This window comes from Streptomyces naganishii JCM 4654, assembly GCF_014650575.1.
Classification (GTDB): domain Bacteria; phylum Actinomycetota; class Actinomycetes; order Streptomycetales; family Streptomycetaceae; genus Streptomyces; species Streptomyces naganishii.
On the sequence record NZ_BMVF01000006.1, the window covers coordinates 320,931 to 337,325 of the forward strand.

Consider the following 16,395-nt stretch of genomic DNA (forward strand, 5'->3'; position numbering starts at 1 on the left):
CGACTGTACCGCCCCAACCGACAACGATGTCAAGGAACTTGGCCGGGAACCACCCGTGTGAGGGGCGCGGCCCCTACGCGGACCGGATGCCCGCGTACGCGGTCTTCCCCGCCGCCACCGGCGCACGTTACTGTCCCTGCGGCTTGTGCGACCCCTGGTGCGCGACCCGTCCTGAGGAGGAGGGGCCGCGTCATGCGTTTCCGTCCCATGTCCCTGCTGCTGGCCGCGGTGCTCACGGCCGGCGGCGCCACCCCCGCCCTCGCGGCGACCGCCGCACCACCCGACCCCGGGTCCGCCGCGCTGGTCAAGGACCCGACCGCCTACGTCGATCCGCTGATCGGCACCAGGAACGGCGGCAACGTCTTCCCCGGCGCCGTCACGCCCTTCGGCATGTTCTCCTTCAGCCCGGAGAACACCCGGGGCGACGCCACCAGAACCGCCGCCCCCGGCGGCTACCAGTACGACGCCACGCGCATCCGCGGCTTCAGCCTCACCCACATGTCCGGCACCGGCTGCGCCGGCGGCAGCGGCGACATACCCCTCTTCCCGTACGCGGGGGAGGTCACCACCTCGCCCGCCGCCGACACCAAGGACGCCGTCTACGCCGCCGACTTCAAACACGCCGACGAGCAGGCCGGACCCGGCCACTACAAGGTGGGCCTCGCCTCCGGGGTCACCGCCGACCTCACCGCGACCGCCCGCACCGGCTCGGCGCGCTTCACCTACCCGGCGGACAAACCGGCCTCCCTGCTCATCCGCACCGCCAACTCCGAGGTGGGCTCGGCCGATTCGTCGGTCACCATCGACCCGGCCGGGCGGACCGTCTCCGGCTCGGTCACCTCGGGGAACTTCTGCGGCTACCTGGACCCCGAGGGCCGGCGCTCCTACTACACGCTGTACTTCACCGCCCGCTTCGACCGCGCCTTCAAGGCGACGGGCACCTGGCAGGACGGCAAGCTGAGCCCGGGGTCCACCTCGGCGACCGGCGGCACCGGCGGTTTCGCGAACGGCGGCCGGCCGGTGCCCGGCAAGGGCGCGGGCGGCTACGTCGAGTTCGCCCCCGGCACCGGACCGGTCGGTGTCAAGATCGGCATCTCCTACGTCAGCAAGGCCGGCGCCGAGGCCAACCTGGCCGCGGAGAACCCCCCGAAGCGCTCCTTCGACGCGGTCGCGGACGCGGCAGGCCGCGCCTGGCGCGACCGGCTGGCCGCGATCCGGGTCGGCGGCGGCACCGACGAGGAGCGCACCACCTTCTACACCGCGCTCTACCACGCCCTGCTGCACCCCAACGTCATCAGCGACACCGACCGCCGCTACCGCGGCCCCGACGGCAGGACCCACACCGTCGCCCGCGGCCACCAGGCGCAGTACGGGACCTTCTCCGGCTGGGACGTCTACCGCGACCAGGTGCAGCTGCTGACCCTGCTCAGCCCCCGCACCGGCTCCGACATCGCCCAGTCGCTGTACGAACTGGCCCGCGAGAACGGCGGCGTCTGGGACCGCTGGCTGCACGGCGCGAGTGGCACCCACGTGATGAACGGCGACCCCTCGCCCACCGCGCTCGCCGGTATCCGCGCCTTCGGCGGCACCTCCTTCGACCTCAAGGGCGCCCTCGCCTCCCTGGTGAAGGCGGCCACCGTCCCCACCGAGCAGGACCTGTCGGCAGCGGGCAAGCCGGTGCTGTCGGTGGGCCAGCGCCCCTCCCTGGACAAGTACCTGAAGCTGCACTACATGCCGTCCGTCTCCAACGCCTGGGGAGGCGCGGCCGAGACCCTGGAGATGTCCACCGCCGACTTCTCCCTCTCCCAGCTCGCCGCGGCGGCGGGGAAGAAGGACACCGCCGCCGCCTTCGCCGACCGCGCCCAGTGGTGGCAGAACAACTTCAACATCGCCGCCGACCCCACCGGCGGCTACATCGCCAACCGCAAGGCCGACGGCAGCTGGGTCACCGGCTTCACCCCCGACACCGGCAACGGCTTCGTCGAGGGCTCCGCGGCCCAGTACACCTGGATGGTCCAGCACAACCCGGCCGGCCTGTTCGCCGCGATGGGCGGCCGGGACAAGGCCCTCGCCCGCCTGGACTCCTTCTTCCACGACGCCGACGGCACCTGGGCGTTCACCGGCAGCGGCGGGGCCAAGTCCGAACTCGACAACGAGCCCTCGATCAACGTCCCTTACCTCTACGACTACGCGGGCGCGCCCTACAAGACCCAGGAGACCGTCCGCGCCGCCATGCGGCAGCTGTGGTCCACACAGCCGGGCGGCATCCCCGGCAACGACGACCTCGGCGCCATGTCCGCCTGGTACGTCTTCTCCGCCCTCGGCATGTACCCGCAGGTGCCCTCGCGCGCCGAACTCGTCCTCGCCTCACCGCTGTTCGAGCGCGCCGAGATCCACCGCCCGGGCGGCGGCGACATCTCGGTCCGGGCCAGGGGAGCGGCGGCGGACGCGCCGTACGTGCGGTCGCTGAAGGTGAACGGCCGTACCAGCGACCGCCCGTGGCTGCCCGCGTCCTTCGTCCGTGACGGCGGCCGCCTCGACTACACCCTCTCCGGCACCCCGGACCGCACCTGGGGCGCCGCCCCGTCCGCCGCGCCGCCCTCCTTCCGGCAGGGCGAACAGCCGTACCAGATCGGCGTGGGCCCCACCACCGCGACCCTCGCACCGGGCGAGAGCACGAGGATCGGCATCCGCGCCCTGTCCCTGAGCGGCGGCACCGGCCCCGAAGTGCGCTTCACGGTGCGGACCCCCGCCGGTGTCACGGCGACCCCGGCCGAGGGCACGGTCACCGGCGGCTCCCAGCAGATCACCCTCACCGCCGCCAAGGACGCCGCGCAGGGCTTCTACGACGCGAAGGTCACCGTCACCTCCGGCGGCCAGTCCTACGAGCAGCCGGTGGCCCTCACGGTCGCCGCCCCCGGCACCCTGCTCGCCGCCTACGACAACACCGGGATCTCCGACGACAACGGCGACCACGACGAGGCCGACTACGACGGCGGCGGCTGGAGCTACTCCCGCCAGGCCCTCGCGGCGGCCGGGCTCACCCCCGGAGGGCAGGGCACGGTCGACGGCCTCTCCTTCACCTGGCCGAACTCGCCGGCCGGCCGCCCCGACAACGCCTCCGCGTCCGGTCAGAGCATCCAACTGACGGCCCCGGCGGCCGAGTTGTCCTTCGTGGGCAGCGCGGTCAACGGCGACCAGCAGGCCAAGGCCACCGTCACCTACACCGACGGCACCGCCGACAGCGTCGACCTCTCCTTCACCGACTGGACCGTCGGCGGGGGCGGCGGCAGCGTCCAGTACGGCAACGAGGTGGTCGCCAGGACCGCGTACCGCAATGTCGCGGGCGCCGACAAGGACCCGGTGGCGACCTACGTCTTCGCCACCAAGCCCTTCCAGGCCCCGGCGGGCAAGCGGATCACGTCGGTGAAGCTGCCCGGCGACAGCGACCTGCACGTCTTCGCCCTCGCCACGAAGTAGCCCCACCGGTACGGCCGTACCGGACAGCCGGAAGGGGCGGGCCGCGGGGCCCGCCCCTTCCTCATGCGCCCGGCGCGCTCGGCGCGCCGGCTGCCTCAGCCCAGCAGCTCCACCTCCGCGAGCGTGGCCGCGCCGTCCAGGACCAGCCGGTACTTCTGGTACGTCCCCGGCGAGGCGATGGTGAACGGCCGGGTCTGCCTGTCCCAGGCGAAGGACTCACCGGACCGCTTGTCCACCGTCTTCCAGGTCGTGCCGTCGGCGGAGGCCTGGAGCGTCCAGCCGGCCGGCGCCCTGGTGTGGTCGCCCGACGAGGTCAGGGTGTACTGGACGGCCTTGGCGGCGCCGGAGACCGGCAGGTCCACCGTGGTCACCGTGGCGTCCGTCGAGGAGGTGTCGTCGAACAGCGGACCGTCGCCCTTGAGCAGGTCGGCCCTCGGCGCCGGCACCTTGTCGCCGGTCGTGACCGACACCGGCGCCGCGTCCTTCGCGGTGCCCCACGACGACGGCCGCGGGCCCATGTCGAACCGGAGCACCCCGCCCTTGGACAGCATCGAGTGCGGCAGGCTGGTCGAGTTCCAGGCGCGGCCGTTGAACCGCACGCCCTGCACGTAGACGTTCTTCGCGCTGTTGCGGGGCGCCTCGACGACCAGGTCGCGGCCGTTCTCCAGGTGCACGGTCGCCTTGGTGAACAGCGGGGAGCCGATGGTGTACTCGCCGCTGCCCATCACCAGCGGGTAGAAGCCGAGCGCGGAGAAGACGTACCAGGCCGACTGCTCGCCGTTGTCCTCGTCGCCGTGGTAGCCCTGGCCGATCTCGCTGCCGACGTACAGCCGCGACAGCACCTCGCGGACCTTCGCCTGCGCCTCCCACGGCCGGCCGGCCGCGTCGTACATGTAGATGACGTGGTGCGCGACCTGGTTGGAGTGGCCGTACTGGCCCATCCGCACGTCCCGTGCCTCGGTCATCTCGTGGATGACACCGCCGTAGGAGCCGACGAACTCCGGGGAGGCCGTCTCGGGGGTGGCGAAGAACTGGTCGAGCTTGTCACCGAGGCCCTTGCGGCCGCCGTACAGGTTGGCCAGGCCGCGGCTGTCCTGCGGGGCGGTGAAGGCGTAGCCCCAGCCGTCGGTCTCCGTGTAGTCGTAGCCCCACACGCGCGGGTCGTACTTGGACGAGTCCACGCGCCAGTTGCCCTGGGCGTCGCGGCCCTGGAAGAAGCCCGCCTTGGGGTCGAACAGCTTGACGTAGTCCTGGGCGCGGTTGAGGAAGTACTGCGCCTCCTCCTTGTAGTGCTTCTCGCCGGTCTTCTTGTAGAGCGCCTGGCCCATCCGCGCGATGCCGTAGTCGTTGACGTAGCCCTCCATCGCCCACGACAGGCCCTCGCCGGTGGCGGTGCTGGTGTAGCCGAGGAAGGGGGAGGTGCTCATGCCCTTGCGGCCGACGCCGGAGGACGGCGGCACCACCGTCGCGTTCTTCAGGGCCGCCTCGTACGCCGCCTTGGCGTCCATGTGCACGCCCTTGACGTACGCGTCGGCGAACGCCACGTCCGAGGACGTGCCGGTCATCAGGTCGGCGTAGCCGGGGGAGGACCAGCGCGAGGTCCAGCCGCCGTCCTTGTACTGCTGCACGAACCCGTCGACCATCTCGCCGGCCTGGGACGGGGTCAGCAGCGAGTACGCCGGCCAGGTGGTGCGGTAGGTGTCCCAGAAGCCGTTGTTCACGTACACCTTGCCGTCGACGATCTTGGCGCCGGTGTGCGTCGGGGTGTCCTGGCTCGGCATCGGCGAGAACGGCGAGGCGTACTGGTACCGGCCGCCCACCTTCTCGAAGCCCGAGTTCGGGTACAGGTACAGCCGGTAGAGGCTGGAGTAGAGCGTGGTCAGCTGGTCCGGGGTGGCGCCCTGGACCTCGACCTTGCCGAGGAGCTTGTCCCAGGTGCGCTGGGCGCGGGCCTTGACGGTGTCGAAGGAGGTGCCGTCCGGGATCTCCTGCGCCAGGTTGTCCTTGGCCTGGTCGACGCTGATGAGGGACGTGGCCAGGCGCAGGGTGACGGTGCGGTCCTGGCCGGCGTCGAAGCGCAGGTAGCCCTTGACGCCGCTCGCGGAGCCGTCCTTGACCGGCTTGTCGAAGACGCCGTAGACGAACAGCCGGGTCGCGCCGGTCGACAGACCGGACTTCACGTCCGAGTAGCCGGTGACGGTCCCGTGCTCCTTGTCCAGGGTCAGGCCCGCCTGCTCGGTGACGTTGTCGAAGAGCACGCTCGCGTCGTCGCCCGGGTAGGTGAAGCGCAGCGCGGCCGCGTGGTCGGTCGGTGTCATCTCGGCCTTGAGTCCGTTCTCGAACCTCACCCCGTAGTAGTAGGGGCGGGCGGTCTCGTTCTCGTGCCGGAAGGCCAGCGCGCGGGCGGTGCGGCCGGTGTCCGGGGTGCCGGACGCGGCCGACGGCATGAGCTGGAAGGTCTGCCGGTCGCCCATCCACGGGCTCGGCTCGTGGCTCGCGCTGAACGCCTGGATGGTGGGCAGGTTGTCGGCGTTGTTGGCCCGCGCGTACTCGTACAGCCAGCTCAGCGAGGACGCGTTGGTCACCGGGGTCCAGAAGTTGAAGCCGTGCGGCATGGCGGTCGCGGGGAAGTTGTTGCCGCGCGAGAAGCTGCCGCTGGAGTTGGTGCCGCGGGTGGTCAGCGCGTAGTCGGACAGGTGCGCCCTGGGCCGCTCGGGCGCCACCTGCTTGATCGACACGTCGTCGAGCCAGCCGCGGAACTTCGCCGGTCCCGAGGGGGAGTCGTAGCCGAGGATCACGCGGTCCACGGTCTTGCCGGCCGCGACCGACCCGATCCGGGACACCACGTTGTTCCACTGGTTGACGTACAGCGTCTTGGCCGCGCCCTGCGCCTGCGGGCTCAGCCCGAAGCCGTGCTGGTCGGTGGCGCCCAGCCGGCTGAGGTAGGTGCCGTCGGTGAACACGAGGTCCACGGCGACGTTGGTGGCGTCGTAGTCCCGGTCGCCGTCCGCCATGGACGGGTAGAGGCGGTACGACAGCTGGGTGTCGCGGGTGACCCTGACGTCGACGTCGAAGATCTTGTTGTACGAGTACGCCCGCCCCTTCGCGGTGTGCCGGCCGGCGTAGCGCAGCGCGCGCCTGCCGGTGAACCCGGCGCCCGCCTTGGCGGTCGGCGAGCCGCTCGGGCCACGGTCGACGAGGGAGAGCATGTCCTGCGGCACCGTGCCGCCGCCGTCGCCGGTGGAGAACTGGACGTCGGCGAGCTGGAGTATGTTCGAGGCGCCGTTGTTCTTGGTGACCTCGAGCCGGAAGTGCTGGTACTCGGCGGGCGCGGACAGGTCGTAGGTCTTGGTCTGGAACCGCTCGGAGAAGTTCTCGCCCGCGCGGGAGTCGACGTCCTTCCAGTCCTTGCCGTCGGTGGATCCCTTCAGGGTCCAGTCCTTCGGGTCCCGCTCGTCGTAGTCGTTGGCCGAGGTGAGCGCGTATCGGGTGATCTTCACGGGCTTGTCGAAGTCGAACTCGACCCAGCCGGTGGGCTCGAAGGTCAGCCACTTGGTGCCCGACTCGCCGTCGACGAGGTTCTCCTTGACCTCGCCGGCGCCCGTGTTCTCGCCGCTGGCCCGCAGGTCTATGACGTGGTCGTCCACGTTGCCGGGGATGCCGGTGCTGTAGCCGCCGTCCACGCCAGAGGCGCGCTTGGTGCCGTCCGGCGCGGTGTCGACGGTGTTCAGCCAGTTTGGCGCCGGATCGCCGGACTCGAACGAGGACGTGAACTCCCGGTCGGCCGCGGGGGCCTTGCCGGGCAGGGCGACCGCCGCGCCCTGCGAGCCGACAGCCATGACAAAGGCGGCCGTGAGGACGACCGCCGGACCCCATCTGTGCCGTACTCTGCGCTGCATACGAGGGCACCCTCCCTGGTTATCCGCTGCGCCGGACAACGTTGTCAACTACGGCGCAAGGACCAGTAGGGAGTCAAGTGGCCAGTGATGTCAAGGGTGTTGAGCGTGGCATTCGGGCGCAAAGCCACGGATATTTCCGTCAAGGAACCCACAGGCGGCTCATATTTCCGCGAGGTCTCAACTCGGAAAAGACCGACAGTGAACCTTGCATTCGATCTTGCTCCGCTGGCGGGAAGTGGACTATACCTGTCGGCACCCGCTGGGCCGTTCGACCGGTCGGCGGCGGGCCCGGGGGGAGCCGGAAAGGGTGGTTTGACGTGCGAAACGCGCCAGCCTCCTTGTTTTGCGACTGATCCCGGTAGATGACGCACGAAGTACTTCCTGCACGACCAAGCTCGACCTGACCGCGGTGCCGGGGAGGATCCGGTTCACCGCCTGAGTCCTGGAGAAGGCGAGGACTTGAGCATGGGATCCACTTCCGCCGAGAACCGCGGTTCCGGCACCACCGGCACGTCGGGCGTCGGACGCCGCGATCTGATCAAGCGGTCCGCGGCGCTCGGACTGATCTCCGTACCCGCGATGAGTTTCCTGTCGGCCTGCGCCAGCGGTGGCGGCGGCGACAGCTCGGGTGACAACAACACCCAGGGCAAGACCTCCAAGAGCAACCCCTTCGGCGCGCAGAAGGGCAGCAAGCTCGACGTCGTCGTCTTCAAGGGCGGTTACGGCGACGACTACGCCAAGGCGTGGGAGGCCGACTTCGGCAAGAAGCTGGGCATCACCTCCACCCACACCGGCACGCAGGAGATCACCGGCAAACTCCAGCCCCGCTTCAACGCGGGCAATCCGCCGGACATCGTCGACGACTCCGGCGCCCAGCAGATCAAGATCGACGTCCTCTACAAGAACGGCGCGCTGCTGGACCTCGGCGAAGTCCTCGACGCCCCCGCGGTGGACGACCCGAGCAAGAAGGTCCGCGACCTCCTCATCCCCGGCACCCTCGACCCGGGCGTCCAGGAGGGCAAGGTCGTCGCCCTCAACTACATCTACACGGTGTGGGGCCTTTGGTACTCCGGCAAGCTCTTCAAGGAGAAGGGCTGGACCCCGCCGAAGACCTGGGACGACTTCCTCGCCATCTGCCAGGACGCCAAGAAGCAGGGCATCGGCGGCCTCGCCCACCAGGGCAAGTACCCGTACTACATCAACGTCGCCATCATGGACCTGATCGCCAAGAAGGGCGGCATCGACGCGGTCAAGGCGATCGACAACCTCGACCCCAAGGCGTTCGTCGGCTCCGACGCGGCCCAGGCGGGCGTCGAGGCGATCTACGAGGTGGTGGAGAAGGGCCTGCTGATGCCCGGCACCAACGGCCTGACCCACACCGAGTCCCAGACCCGCTGGAACCAGTACAAGGCCGCCTTCATCACCTGCGGTTCCTGGCTGGAGAACGAGCAGCTCAAGCAGACCCCGGCCGATTTCGACATGAAGTTCCTGCCGATGCCGCTGCTGGCCGGCTCCAAGATGCCCTTCGAGGCGATCCGGGCCGGCTCCGGCGAACCGTTCATCATCCCGGCGAAGGCCAAGAACCTGCCCGGCGCCAAGGAGTTCATGCGGCACATGCTCTCCAAGGAGTGGTCGACGCTGTTCGCCAAGGAGGCCAACTCGCTGACCATCCTCAAGGACGGCGTCGACCCGAGCGTCAAGCTGCGCCCCGGCACCCAGTCCACGGTCGAGGCGTCCAAGGCGGCGGGCTCCAACACCTTCCGCTACCTCTACCCCGACTGGTACAGCGAGATGGACACCGCCCTGCAGAACGCGTCCAATGAACTCATGGCCAAGCGGATTCAGCCGAAGGAGTGGCTGAAGAGGTGTCAGGCGGCCGTGGACAAGCAGGCGAAGGACCCGGCGAGCAAGAAGAACCACCACGACTAGTTTCGCCGTGCGCCGCGGGGGCGCGGGGCTTTCGCGCCGGTGAGAGGTACGTTGTCGCCGGTCGCGCAGTTCCTCGCGCCCCTTTTCGGGGCTCTTGAACAACAGGGGCAGGACGCCATGCGCAAAGGGCAGTACCGGTTCGTCGCGGGATTTCTCCTCGTCCCCGTGGCGCTCTATCTGATCTTCGTGATCTGGCCGTACATCCAGACGTTCGGCTATTCGCTGACCGACTGGAAGGGCCAGTCGCAGACCTTCAAGTTCGTCGGCCTGGACAACTACCGGGCGCTGTTCCAGGACGACGTCTTCCTGGAGGCCATCTGGCACAACATCCTGTTCCTGGTGTTCATCCCGGTGATCACCATTCTGCTCGCCCTGTTCTTCGCCTTCATGGTGAACGCGGGCGGGCGCAGCCGCGCCGGCGGAGTGCAGGGCGTCGCCGGATCGAAGTTCTACAAAATCGTCTACTTCTTTCCCCAGGTGCTCTCACTGGCCATTCTCGCGGTGCTGTTCAACGCGGTGTACCGCAGTGACGGCGGCGGCCTGCTCAACGGCTTCCTGATCAAACTCGGCCTGGTCGACGCCGAGAACCCGGTGGAATGGCTGAACGAGCCGAGCATCGTGCTGTGGGCGCTGATGGTGGTGGTCATCTGGAACAGCGTCGGCTTCTACCTGGTGCTGTTCTCGGCCGCCATGCAGTCCATTCCGCGTGACGTCTACGAGGCCGCCCTGATCGACGGCGCCGGGCGCGCCCAGTCCTTCTTCCGCATCACCCTGCCCCTGCTGTGGGACACCGTGCAGACCGCCTGGGTCTACCTGGGCATCGTCGCCATGGACATGTTCGTGCTGGTCTCCTCGATGACCCAGAACATGGGCGCCTACGGCGGCGGCCCCGACCATCACAGCGACGTGATGTCGACGGTGATGATGCGCAACTTCCTCTACTACGGCAAAAGCGGCTACGCCTGTGCGATGGGCGTGGTCATGCTGCTGCTCACCCTGATCCTGTCCGTGGTCACGCTGCGCGCCACCCGCCGTGAGCGCATCGAGTTCTGAGCGGGAGTAACGACGATGAGCGCACCCCTCAAGGAGACCGCCCCCACCGGCGGACCCGCCCCGGCCGGACCGCCGGTGAGCAAGAGCGCCGCCCGCGCCGGCGAGCGGCGCGGCGAAGGCGTGGTCCTGAACGTCTTCTCGCACGGCTTCCTCGCCCTGTGGGCCCTGCTGATCGTGCTGCCGCTGCTGTGGCTGGTGATCAGCTCCTTCAAGACCGACGCCCAGATCGGCGGCTCCGCCTTCGGCTGGCCGCACAACTGGTCCTTCGGCGTCTTCAGCCGCGCCTGGAACAAGGGCATCGGCGACTACTTCCTGAACACCGTGATCGTGCTGGTGTTCTCCGTGCCGCTGACCATGCTGTTCGGCTCCATGGCGGCGTACGTGCTGGCCCGCTACCAGTTCTGGGGCAACCGGCTGCTGTACTACTTCTTCGTCGCGGGCGCGATGTTCCCGGTGTTCCTGGCGCTGGTGCCGCTGTTCTTCATGGTCAAGCGGCTGGACATGCTGAACACCTACCAGGGTCTGATCCTGGTCTACATCGCGTACTCGATGCCGTTCACGGTGTTCTTCATGCACGCCTTCTTCCGCACCCTGCCCACGGCGGTCTTCGAGGCGGCGATCCTGGACGGCGCCTCGCACACCCGGACGTTCTTCCAGGTGATGATGCCGATGGCGAAGCCGGGTCTGATCAGCGTCGGCATCTTCAACACGCTCGGGCAGTGGAACCAGTTCATCCTGCCCACGGTGCTCATGCAGCCGCAGAGCGGCTCCGACCCCGAGCGCTACGTCCTCACCCAGGGTCTGATCCAGCTCCAGCAGCAGCAGGGATACGCCTCCGACCTGCCCGTTCTCTTCGCGGGTGTGACGATCGCGATGATCCCGATGCTGGTCGTCTACCTGTCCTTCCAGCGCCAGGTGCAGGCGGGCCTGACCTCGGCGACGCTGAAGTAGCGCACCCGCCGCCGGGGCGTCCCCGGCGGTCCCACGCCGCCTCCGAAGCCGCTTTCCGGGGGCGGCGCTCGCGTGCGCGTAGCACGGTGTGTGATGTGTGTCCAAGTACCCGGAAACGGTTCAACCTCTTGACGGGAGGCAACCCGAACGGCTCAGCTTAGAGTTCACTAGTTGGACATAGACGGGGCCTCGCCGAAGCGGCCCCGCGCTCAGGAGGTCGTCGTGGAGACTCCAGGGTCGCAGTCGTCACTGCACCGAGCCAACCTGGAGCGGGTGGTACGTGCCGTGCGCCTGGCCGGATCCCTCACGCAGGCGGAGATCGCGAGGACCACGGGGCTGTCCGCGGCGACGGTCTCCAACATCGTGCGGGAGCTCAAGGACGGCGGAACCGTCCAGGTCACGCCCACTTCGGCGGGCGGCCGCCGGGCCCGGAGCGTCTCCCTGAGCGGGGACGCCGGCATCGTGATCGGCGTCGACTTCGGGCACACCCATTTGCGGGTCGCGATCGGGAACCTCGCCCACCAGGTGCTGGCCGAGGAGGCCGAGCCGCTGGACGTGGACGCCTCCTCGACGCAGGGCTTCGACAGGGCGGAGGAGCTGGTCAACCGGCTGATCGAGGCCACCGGGGTGGACCGCTCGAAGATCGCCGGCGTGGGGCTCGGCGTGCCGGGCCCGATCGACGTGGAGTCCGGCACGCTGGGCTCCACCGCGATCCTGCCGGGCTGGACCGGCATCAAGCCCGCCGAGGAGCTGCGGGGGCGGCTCGGCGTGCCGGTGCACGTGGACAACGACGCCAACCTCGGCGCCCTCGGCGAGCTGGTCTGGGGCAGCGGGCGCGGGGTCAGGGACCTGGCGTACATCAAGATCGCCAGCGGTGTGGGCGCGGGCCTGGTCATCAACGGCAAGATCTACCGCGGCCCCGGCGGCACGGCGGGCGAAATCGGGCATATTACACTCGACGAATCGGGCCCGGTCTGCCGCTGCGGGAACCGCGGCTGCCTGGAGACCTTCGCGGCCGCGCGCTACGTGCTGCCGCTGCTCCAGTCCAGTCACGGCACCGACCTGACCATGGAAGGCGTGGTGCGGCTGGCCCGGGACGGTGATCCGGGCTGCCGTCGGGTGATCGCCGACGTCGGCCGCCATGTCGGCAGCGGAGTGGCCAATCTCTGCAATCTGCTCAACCCGAGCCGGGTCGTCCTCGGCGGTGATCTCGCGGAGGCCGGAGAGCTGGTTCTGGGGCCCATCAGGGAGTCCGTGGGGCGCTATGCCATCCCCAGCGCCGCCCGCAGGCTCTCGATCCTCCCAGGGGCCTTGGGAGGCCGCGCGGAGGTGCTCGGGGCGCTTGCCCTCGCGCTCAGCGAGATGGGCGATTCGACCCTTTTGGACGGGACTCTGGCCGCGGCCGCCCCTGCCTTCACTTAGAAAACGGATGGCACCGTTGCCATCTCGTTAAGGATTTACTTCTTGACGTCGCACGTGTGGCCGAGTTGACTTCCAGCCACCTCGGCCGCAACGACGCGGCCTCGTCAGGGAGGTTTGAAGAAGTGAACACGCGTATGCGTCGTGCGGCCTTCGCCGTTGCAGCTGGTGCCATGGCCGTCTCGCTCGCTGCCTGTGGCAGCGCCAAGGAGTCCAGTGGTGGCTCCTCCAAGTCGTCCGGCAGCTCGAAGAAGGGCGACGCGATCACCGTCGGTCTGCTCCTGCCGGAGAACCAGACCGCTCGTTACGAGAAGTTCGACCGCCCGCTGATCGAGAAGAAGGTCGCGGAGCTGACGAACAACAAGGGCAAGGTCGTCTACGCCAACGCCAAGCAGGACGCCAGCCAGCAGAACCAGCAGGTCGACACCATGATCACCAACAAGGTGGACGTGCTGATCGTCGACGCCGTGGACGCCGCCGCCATCAAGAACTCGGTGCAGAAGGCCAAGGACGCCGGCATCCCGGTCGTCGCCTACGACCGACTGGCGCAGGGTCCCATCGACGCCTACACCTCGTTCGACAACGAGACCGTCGGCAAGACCCAGGGCGAGGCCCTGCTGAAGGCCCTGGGCTCCAAGGCCAAGTCCGGCAAGATCGTCATGATGAACGGCTCCTCCACCGACCCGAACGCCGCGCAGTTCAAGAAGGGCGCCCACGAGGTGCTCGACGGCAAGGTGAACATCGGCAAGGAGTACGACACCAAGGAGTGGAAGCCGGAGAACGCCAACTCCAACATGGAGGGCGCCATCTCCGCGCTGGGCAAGAAGAACATCGTCGGCGTCTACTCCGCCAACGACGGCATGGCCGGCGGTATCATCACCGCCCTCAAGGCCGCCGGCATCTCCAACATCCCGGTCACCGGCCAGGACGCGGAGCTCGCGGGTGTGCAGCGCATCGTCGCCGGTGAGCAGTACATGAGCGTCTACAAGCCGTACGCCCCCGAGGCCGCCGCGGCCGCCGAGATGGCCGTCGACCTGGCCCAGGGCAAGTCGCTCGACTCCGTCGCCAAGGACAAGGTCGACAGCCCCACCACCAAGGGCGTCCCCTCGGTCCTGGTGCCGGTCACCGCGCTGACCAAGGACAACATCAAGGACACCGTCATCAAGGACGGCGTCTACACGGTGTCCGACATCTGCACCTCGCAGTACAAGGCCGCCTGCGACAAGATCGGTCTGAAGTAGACGGTCTGAAGCAAGCGACGGACAGCGCCTTCCCAACCAGGGGAATTCACACTTGAATTCCCCTGGCGGGACACAGGCGCACAAGGCTTCCGCCGGCGCCCCGCGCATCACACAGCCCCGCAAGCTCGAGGCGGGGCGCCGGTCGGAACATCCCCCCAAACTTCTGCACAACCTCCCGCCGGGTCAGGCGGCGAAGGAGATGGTTCACGTGTCCGCTACGCCCGTGCTGGCGTTGCGCGGGGTCTCCAAGCGGTTCGGTGCCGTCCAGGCGCTCACCGACGTAGAGCTTGAGGTCCACGCCGGTGAGGTGGTCGCCCTGGTGGGCGACAACGGCGCCGGAAAGTCCACGCTGGTCAAGACGATCGCCGGCGTGCACCCCATCGATGAGGGCGTCATCGAATGGGAAGGCAAGGCCGTTCAGGTCAACAAGCCGCACGACGCCCAGAACCTGGGCATCGCGACCGTCTACCAGGACCTCGCGCTGTGCGACAACATCGACGTGGTGGGCAACCTCTACCTGGGCCGCGAGGTCCGGCGCCGCGGCGTCCTGGACGAGGTCGAGATGGAGCGGCGCTCCCGTGAGCTGCTGGACCAGCTCTCGATCCGCATCCCCAGCGTCCGCATCCCGATCGCCTCGCTCTCCGGCGGCCAGCGCCAGACCGTGGCCATCGCCCGTTCCATGCTCGGCGAGCCCAAGCTGGTGATCCTCGACGAGCCCACCGCCGCGCTCGGCGTCGAGCAGACCGCGCAGGTCCTCGACCTGGTGGAGCGGCTGCGGGAGCGCGGTCACGCCGTGATCCTCATCAGCCACAACATGGCCGACGTGAAGGCGGTCGCCGACAAGGTGGCCGTACTGCGTCTGGGTCGCAACAACGGCGTCTTCGAGGTCAAGTCGACCTCGCAGGAAGAGATCATCTCCGCCATCACCGGCGCCACGGACAATGCCGTGACCCGTCGTGCGGCGCGCACCAATGGGGAGATCAAGAAGTGAGCATCGACAAGACCTCCACGCCCCCCGAGGACAACGTCGTGGAGAACCCCGAGGCGGCCCGCGGCTCCGACGTCGCCGTCGACCCCCGGCTGCTGGTGCGCGAGCAGGGCCTCGCGGGCTACGTGACCGAGTTCAAGCGGAAGATCAAGGCGGGCGACCTCGGCTCCATGCCGGTCGTCATCGGCCTGGTGATCATCTGGATCATCTTCCAGAGCCTGAACTCCAACTTCCTCACCGCGGGCAACCTCTCCGACATCTCCGTCGCCATGGTCGGCACGGGCATGATCGCCGTCGGCATCGTGTTCGTCCTGCTGCTCGGCGAGATCGACCTGTCGGTCGGCTCCCTCTCCGGCGTCGCGGGCGCCACCTTCGCCGTACTGAACATCACCCACGGCATGAACGAGGTGCTGGCCTTCGTGCTGGCCATCCTCACCGGCACGGTCGCCGGCGCCATCCAGGGCTTCTTCTTCGCGAAGATCGGTGTGCCGGCCTTCGCCGTCACCCTGGCGGGCCTGCTGTTCTGGAACGGCTTCATGCTCAAGATCCTGGGCGACAACGGCACGATCAACCTCAACAGCGACGGCCTGGTCGCCAAGCTGACGAGCTACTACTTCTCCGACGTGGCCGCCGCCTACGGGCTCGCCGTCGCCGTCACCGTGCTGTACTTCCTCAGCGCCTTCTTCGGCAACAAGCGCCGTGAGGCCGCCGGGGTGCCGTCCAAGCCGCTGAGCGAGACCATCCTGCGCACCGTGCTGCTGGCCATCGTCTCCTTCGCCGTGGCGATCGTCTTCAACCAGTACAAGGGCCTGCCGCTGGCGGTCGTGATCTTCGTCGGCGTGCTGGTGATCACCGACTTCGTGCTCCGCCGCACCGCCTACGGCCGCAAGATCTTCGCGCTCGGCGGCAGCGTCGAGGCCTCCCGCCGCGCCGGCATCAACGTGGACATGGTCCGGATCTCGGTCTTCGCGATCTCCGGCACCTTCGCCGCGATCGGCGGTCTGTTCATCGCCTCCAAGATCGCCTCCGCCAACCAGGGCGCCGGCGGCGGCGACCTGCTGATGAACGCCATCGCGGCGGCCGTCATCGGCGGTACGTCCCTCTTCGGCGGCCGCGGCCGCACCTGGAACGCGCTCCTCGGCGTGCTGGTGATCGTCTCGATCCAGTACGGCCTCGCCCTGGAGGGCATCGCCTCCCCGGTCCAGTACATGATCACCGGTGGCGTCCTGCTGGCGACCGTCGTCATCGACGCGGTCACCCGCAAGACCCAGAAGACGGCGGGACGCGCCTAACCGTCCTGTTCCGCGCACCGTGCCCGGCACCTCATGGCGGTGCCGGGCACGGGCGTGTCCGGACGCGGGCGTCATCCGGACACGGGCGTCTGCGGACACGGGCGTCTGCGGACACGGGCGTCTGCGGACGCGGGAGCGGTCCG

At 68.8% G+C, this 16,395-nt stretch carries 9 protein-coding genes; 8 read left to right on the top strand and 1 reads right to left on the bottom strand.

The features are described from left to right. The first annotated feature begins 192 nt into the window (after positions 1-192). Positions 193-3,480: a GH92 family glycosyl hydrolase gene (locus IE217_RS13635; RefSeq protein ID WP_190178092.1), complete on the top strand. Its 3,288-nt coding sequence runs from the start codon at positions 193-195 to the stop codon at positions 3,478-3,480. A 95-nt stretch (positions 3,481-3,575) separates the two neighbouring features. Here IE217_RS13635 and IE217_RS13640 read toward each other — a convergent pair whose 3' ends face one another. Continuing rightward, complete coding sequence (locus IE217_RS13640) at positions 3,576-7,379, bottom strand: GH92 family glycosyl hydrolase (protein ID WP_229865275.1); 3,804 nt, start codon at positions 7,377-7,379, stop codon at positions 3,576-3,578. Positions 7,380-7,844: 465 nt separating this feature from the next. Between IE217_RS13640 and ngcE the strand changes: the two genes are divergently transcribed. From ngcE to IE217_RS13675, 7 genes are all read left to right on the top strand, one after another. Then, positions 7,845-9,308, top strand: a complete 1,464-nt coding sequence (gene ngcE, locus IE217_RS13645) for an N-acetylglucosamine/diacetylchitobiose ABC transporter substrate-binding protein (RefSeq protein ID WP_190178093.1) — start codon at positions 7,845-7,847, stop codon at positions 9,306-9,308. A 117-nt stretch (positions 9,309-9,425) separates the two neighbouring features. Further along, positions 9,426-10,361 (top strand): carbohydrate ABC transporter permease, encoded by a 936-nt coding sequence (locus tag IE217_RS13650; RefSeq protein WP_190178094.1) that lies wholly within the window; start codon positions 9,426-9,428, stop codon positions 10,359-10,361. A gap of 15 nt (positions 10,362-10,376) precedes the next feature. Next, entirely contained in the window at positions 10,377-11,312 is a 936-nt protein-coding gene (locus IE217_RS13655) for a carbohydrate ABC transporter permease (protein WP_190178095.1), read from the top strand. A 222-nt stretch (positions 11,313-11,534) separates the two neighbouring features. Further along, positions 11,535-12,734, top strand: coding sequence for an ROK family transcriptional regulator (locus IE217_RS13660; protein WP_190178096.1), 1,200 nt, complete (start codon positions 11,535-11,537; stop codon positions 12,732-12,734). Between the two features lie 134 nt (positions 12,735-12,868). After that, the gene (locus tag IE217_RS13665; protein WP_190178097.1) at positions 12,869-13,972 is read left to right on the top strand and encodes a substrate-binding domain-containing protein; all 1,104 of its coding nucleotides are present in this window, start codon (positions 12,869-12,871) and stop codon (positions 13,970-13,972) included. Between the two features lie 199 nt (positions 13,973-14,171). After that, positions 14,172-14,963 (top strand): ATP-binding cassette domain-containing protein, encoded by a 792-nt coding sequence (locus tag IE217_RS13670; RefSeq protein WP_189705111.1) that lies wholly within the window; start codon positions 14,172-14,174, stop codon positions 14,961-14,963. Then, a complete protein-coding gene (locus IE217_RS13675; protein WP_190178098.1) occupies positions 14,960-16,252 on the top strand; it encodes a sugar ABC transporter permease in 1,293 nt (430 codons plus the stop codon). The genes IE217_RS13670 and IE217_RS13675 overlap by 4 nt, the downstream gene beginning before the upstream one ends. Positions 16,253-16,395: the final 143 nt, after the last annotated feature.

What these genes read in the sequence shown, in the direction of transcription:
- IE217_RS13670 (WP_189705111.1), top strand. Translation starts at nt 14,172, where the DNA reads ATGGTTCACGTGTCCGCTACGCCCGTGCTGGCGTTGCGCGGGGTCTCC.
- IE217_RS13665 (WP_190178097.1), top strand. Translation starts at nt 12,869, where the DNA reads ATGCGTCGTGCGGCCTTCGCCGTTGCAGCTGGTGCCATGGCCGTCTCG.
- IE217_RS13650 (WP_190178094.1), top strand. Translation starts at nt 9,426, where the DNA reads ATGCGCAAAGGGCAGTACCGGTTCGTCGCGGGATTTCTCCTCGTCCCC.
- IE217_RS13640 (WP_229865275.1), bottom strand. Translation starts at nt 7,379, where the DNA reads ATGCAGCGCAGAGTACGGCACAGATGGGGTCCGGCGGTCGTCCTCACG.
- ngcE (WP_190178093.1), top strand. Translation starts at nt 7,845, where the DNA reads ATGGGATCCACTTCCGCCGAGAACCGCGGTTCCGGCACCACCGGCACG.
- IE217_RS13635 (WP_190178092.1), top strand. Translation starts at nt 193, where the DNA reads ATGCGTTTCCGTCCCATGTCCCTGCTGCTGGCCGCGGTGCTCACGGCC.
- IE217_RS13655 (WP_190178095.1), top strand. Translation starts at nt 10,377, where the DNA reads ATGAGCGCACCCCTCAAGGAGACCGCCCCCACCGGCGGACCCGCCCCG.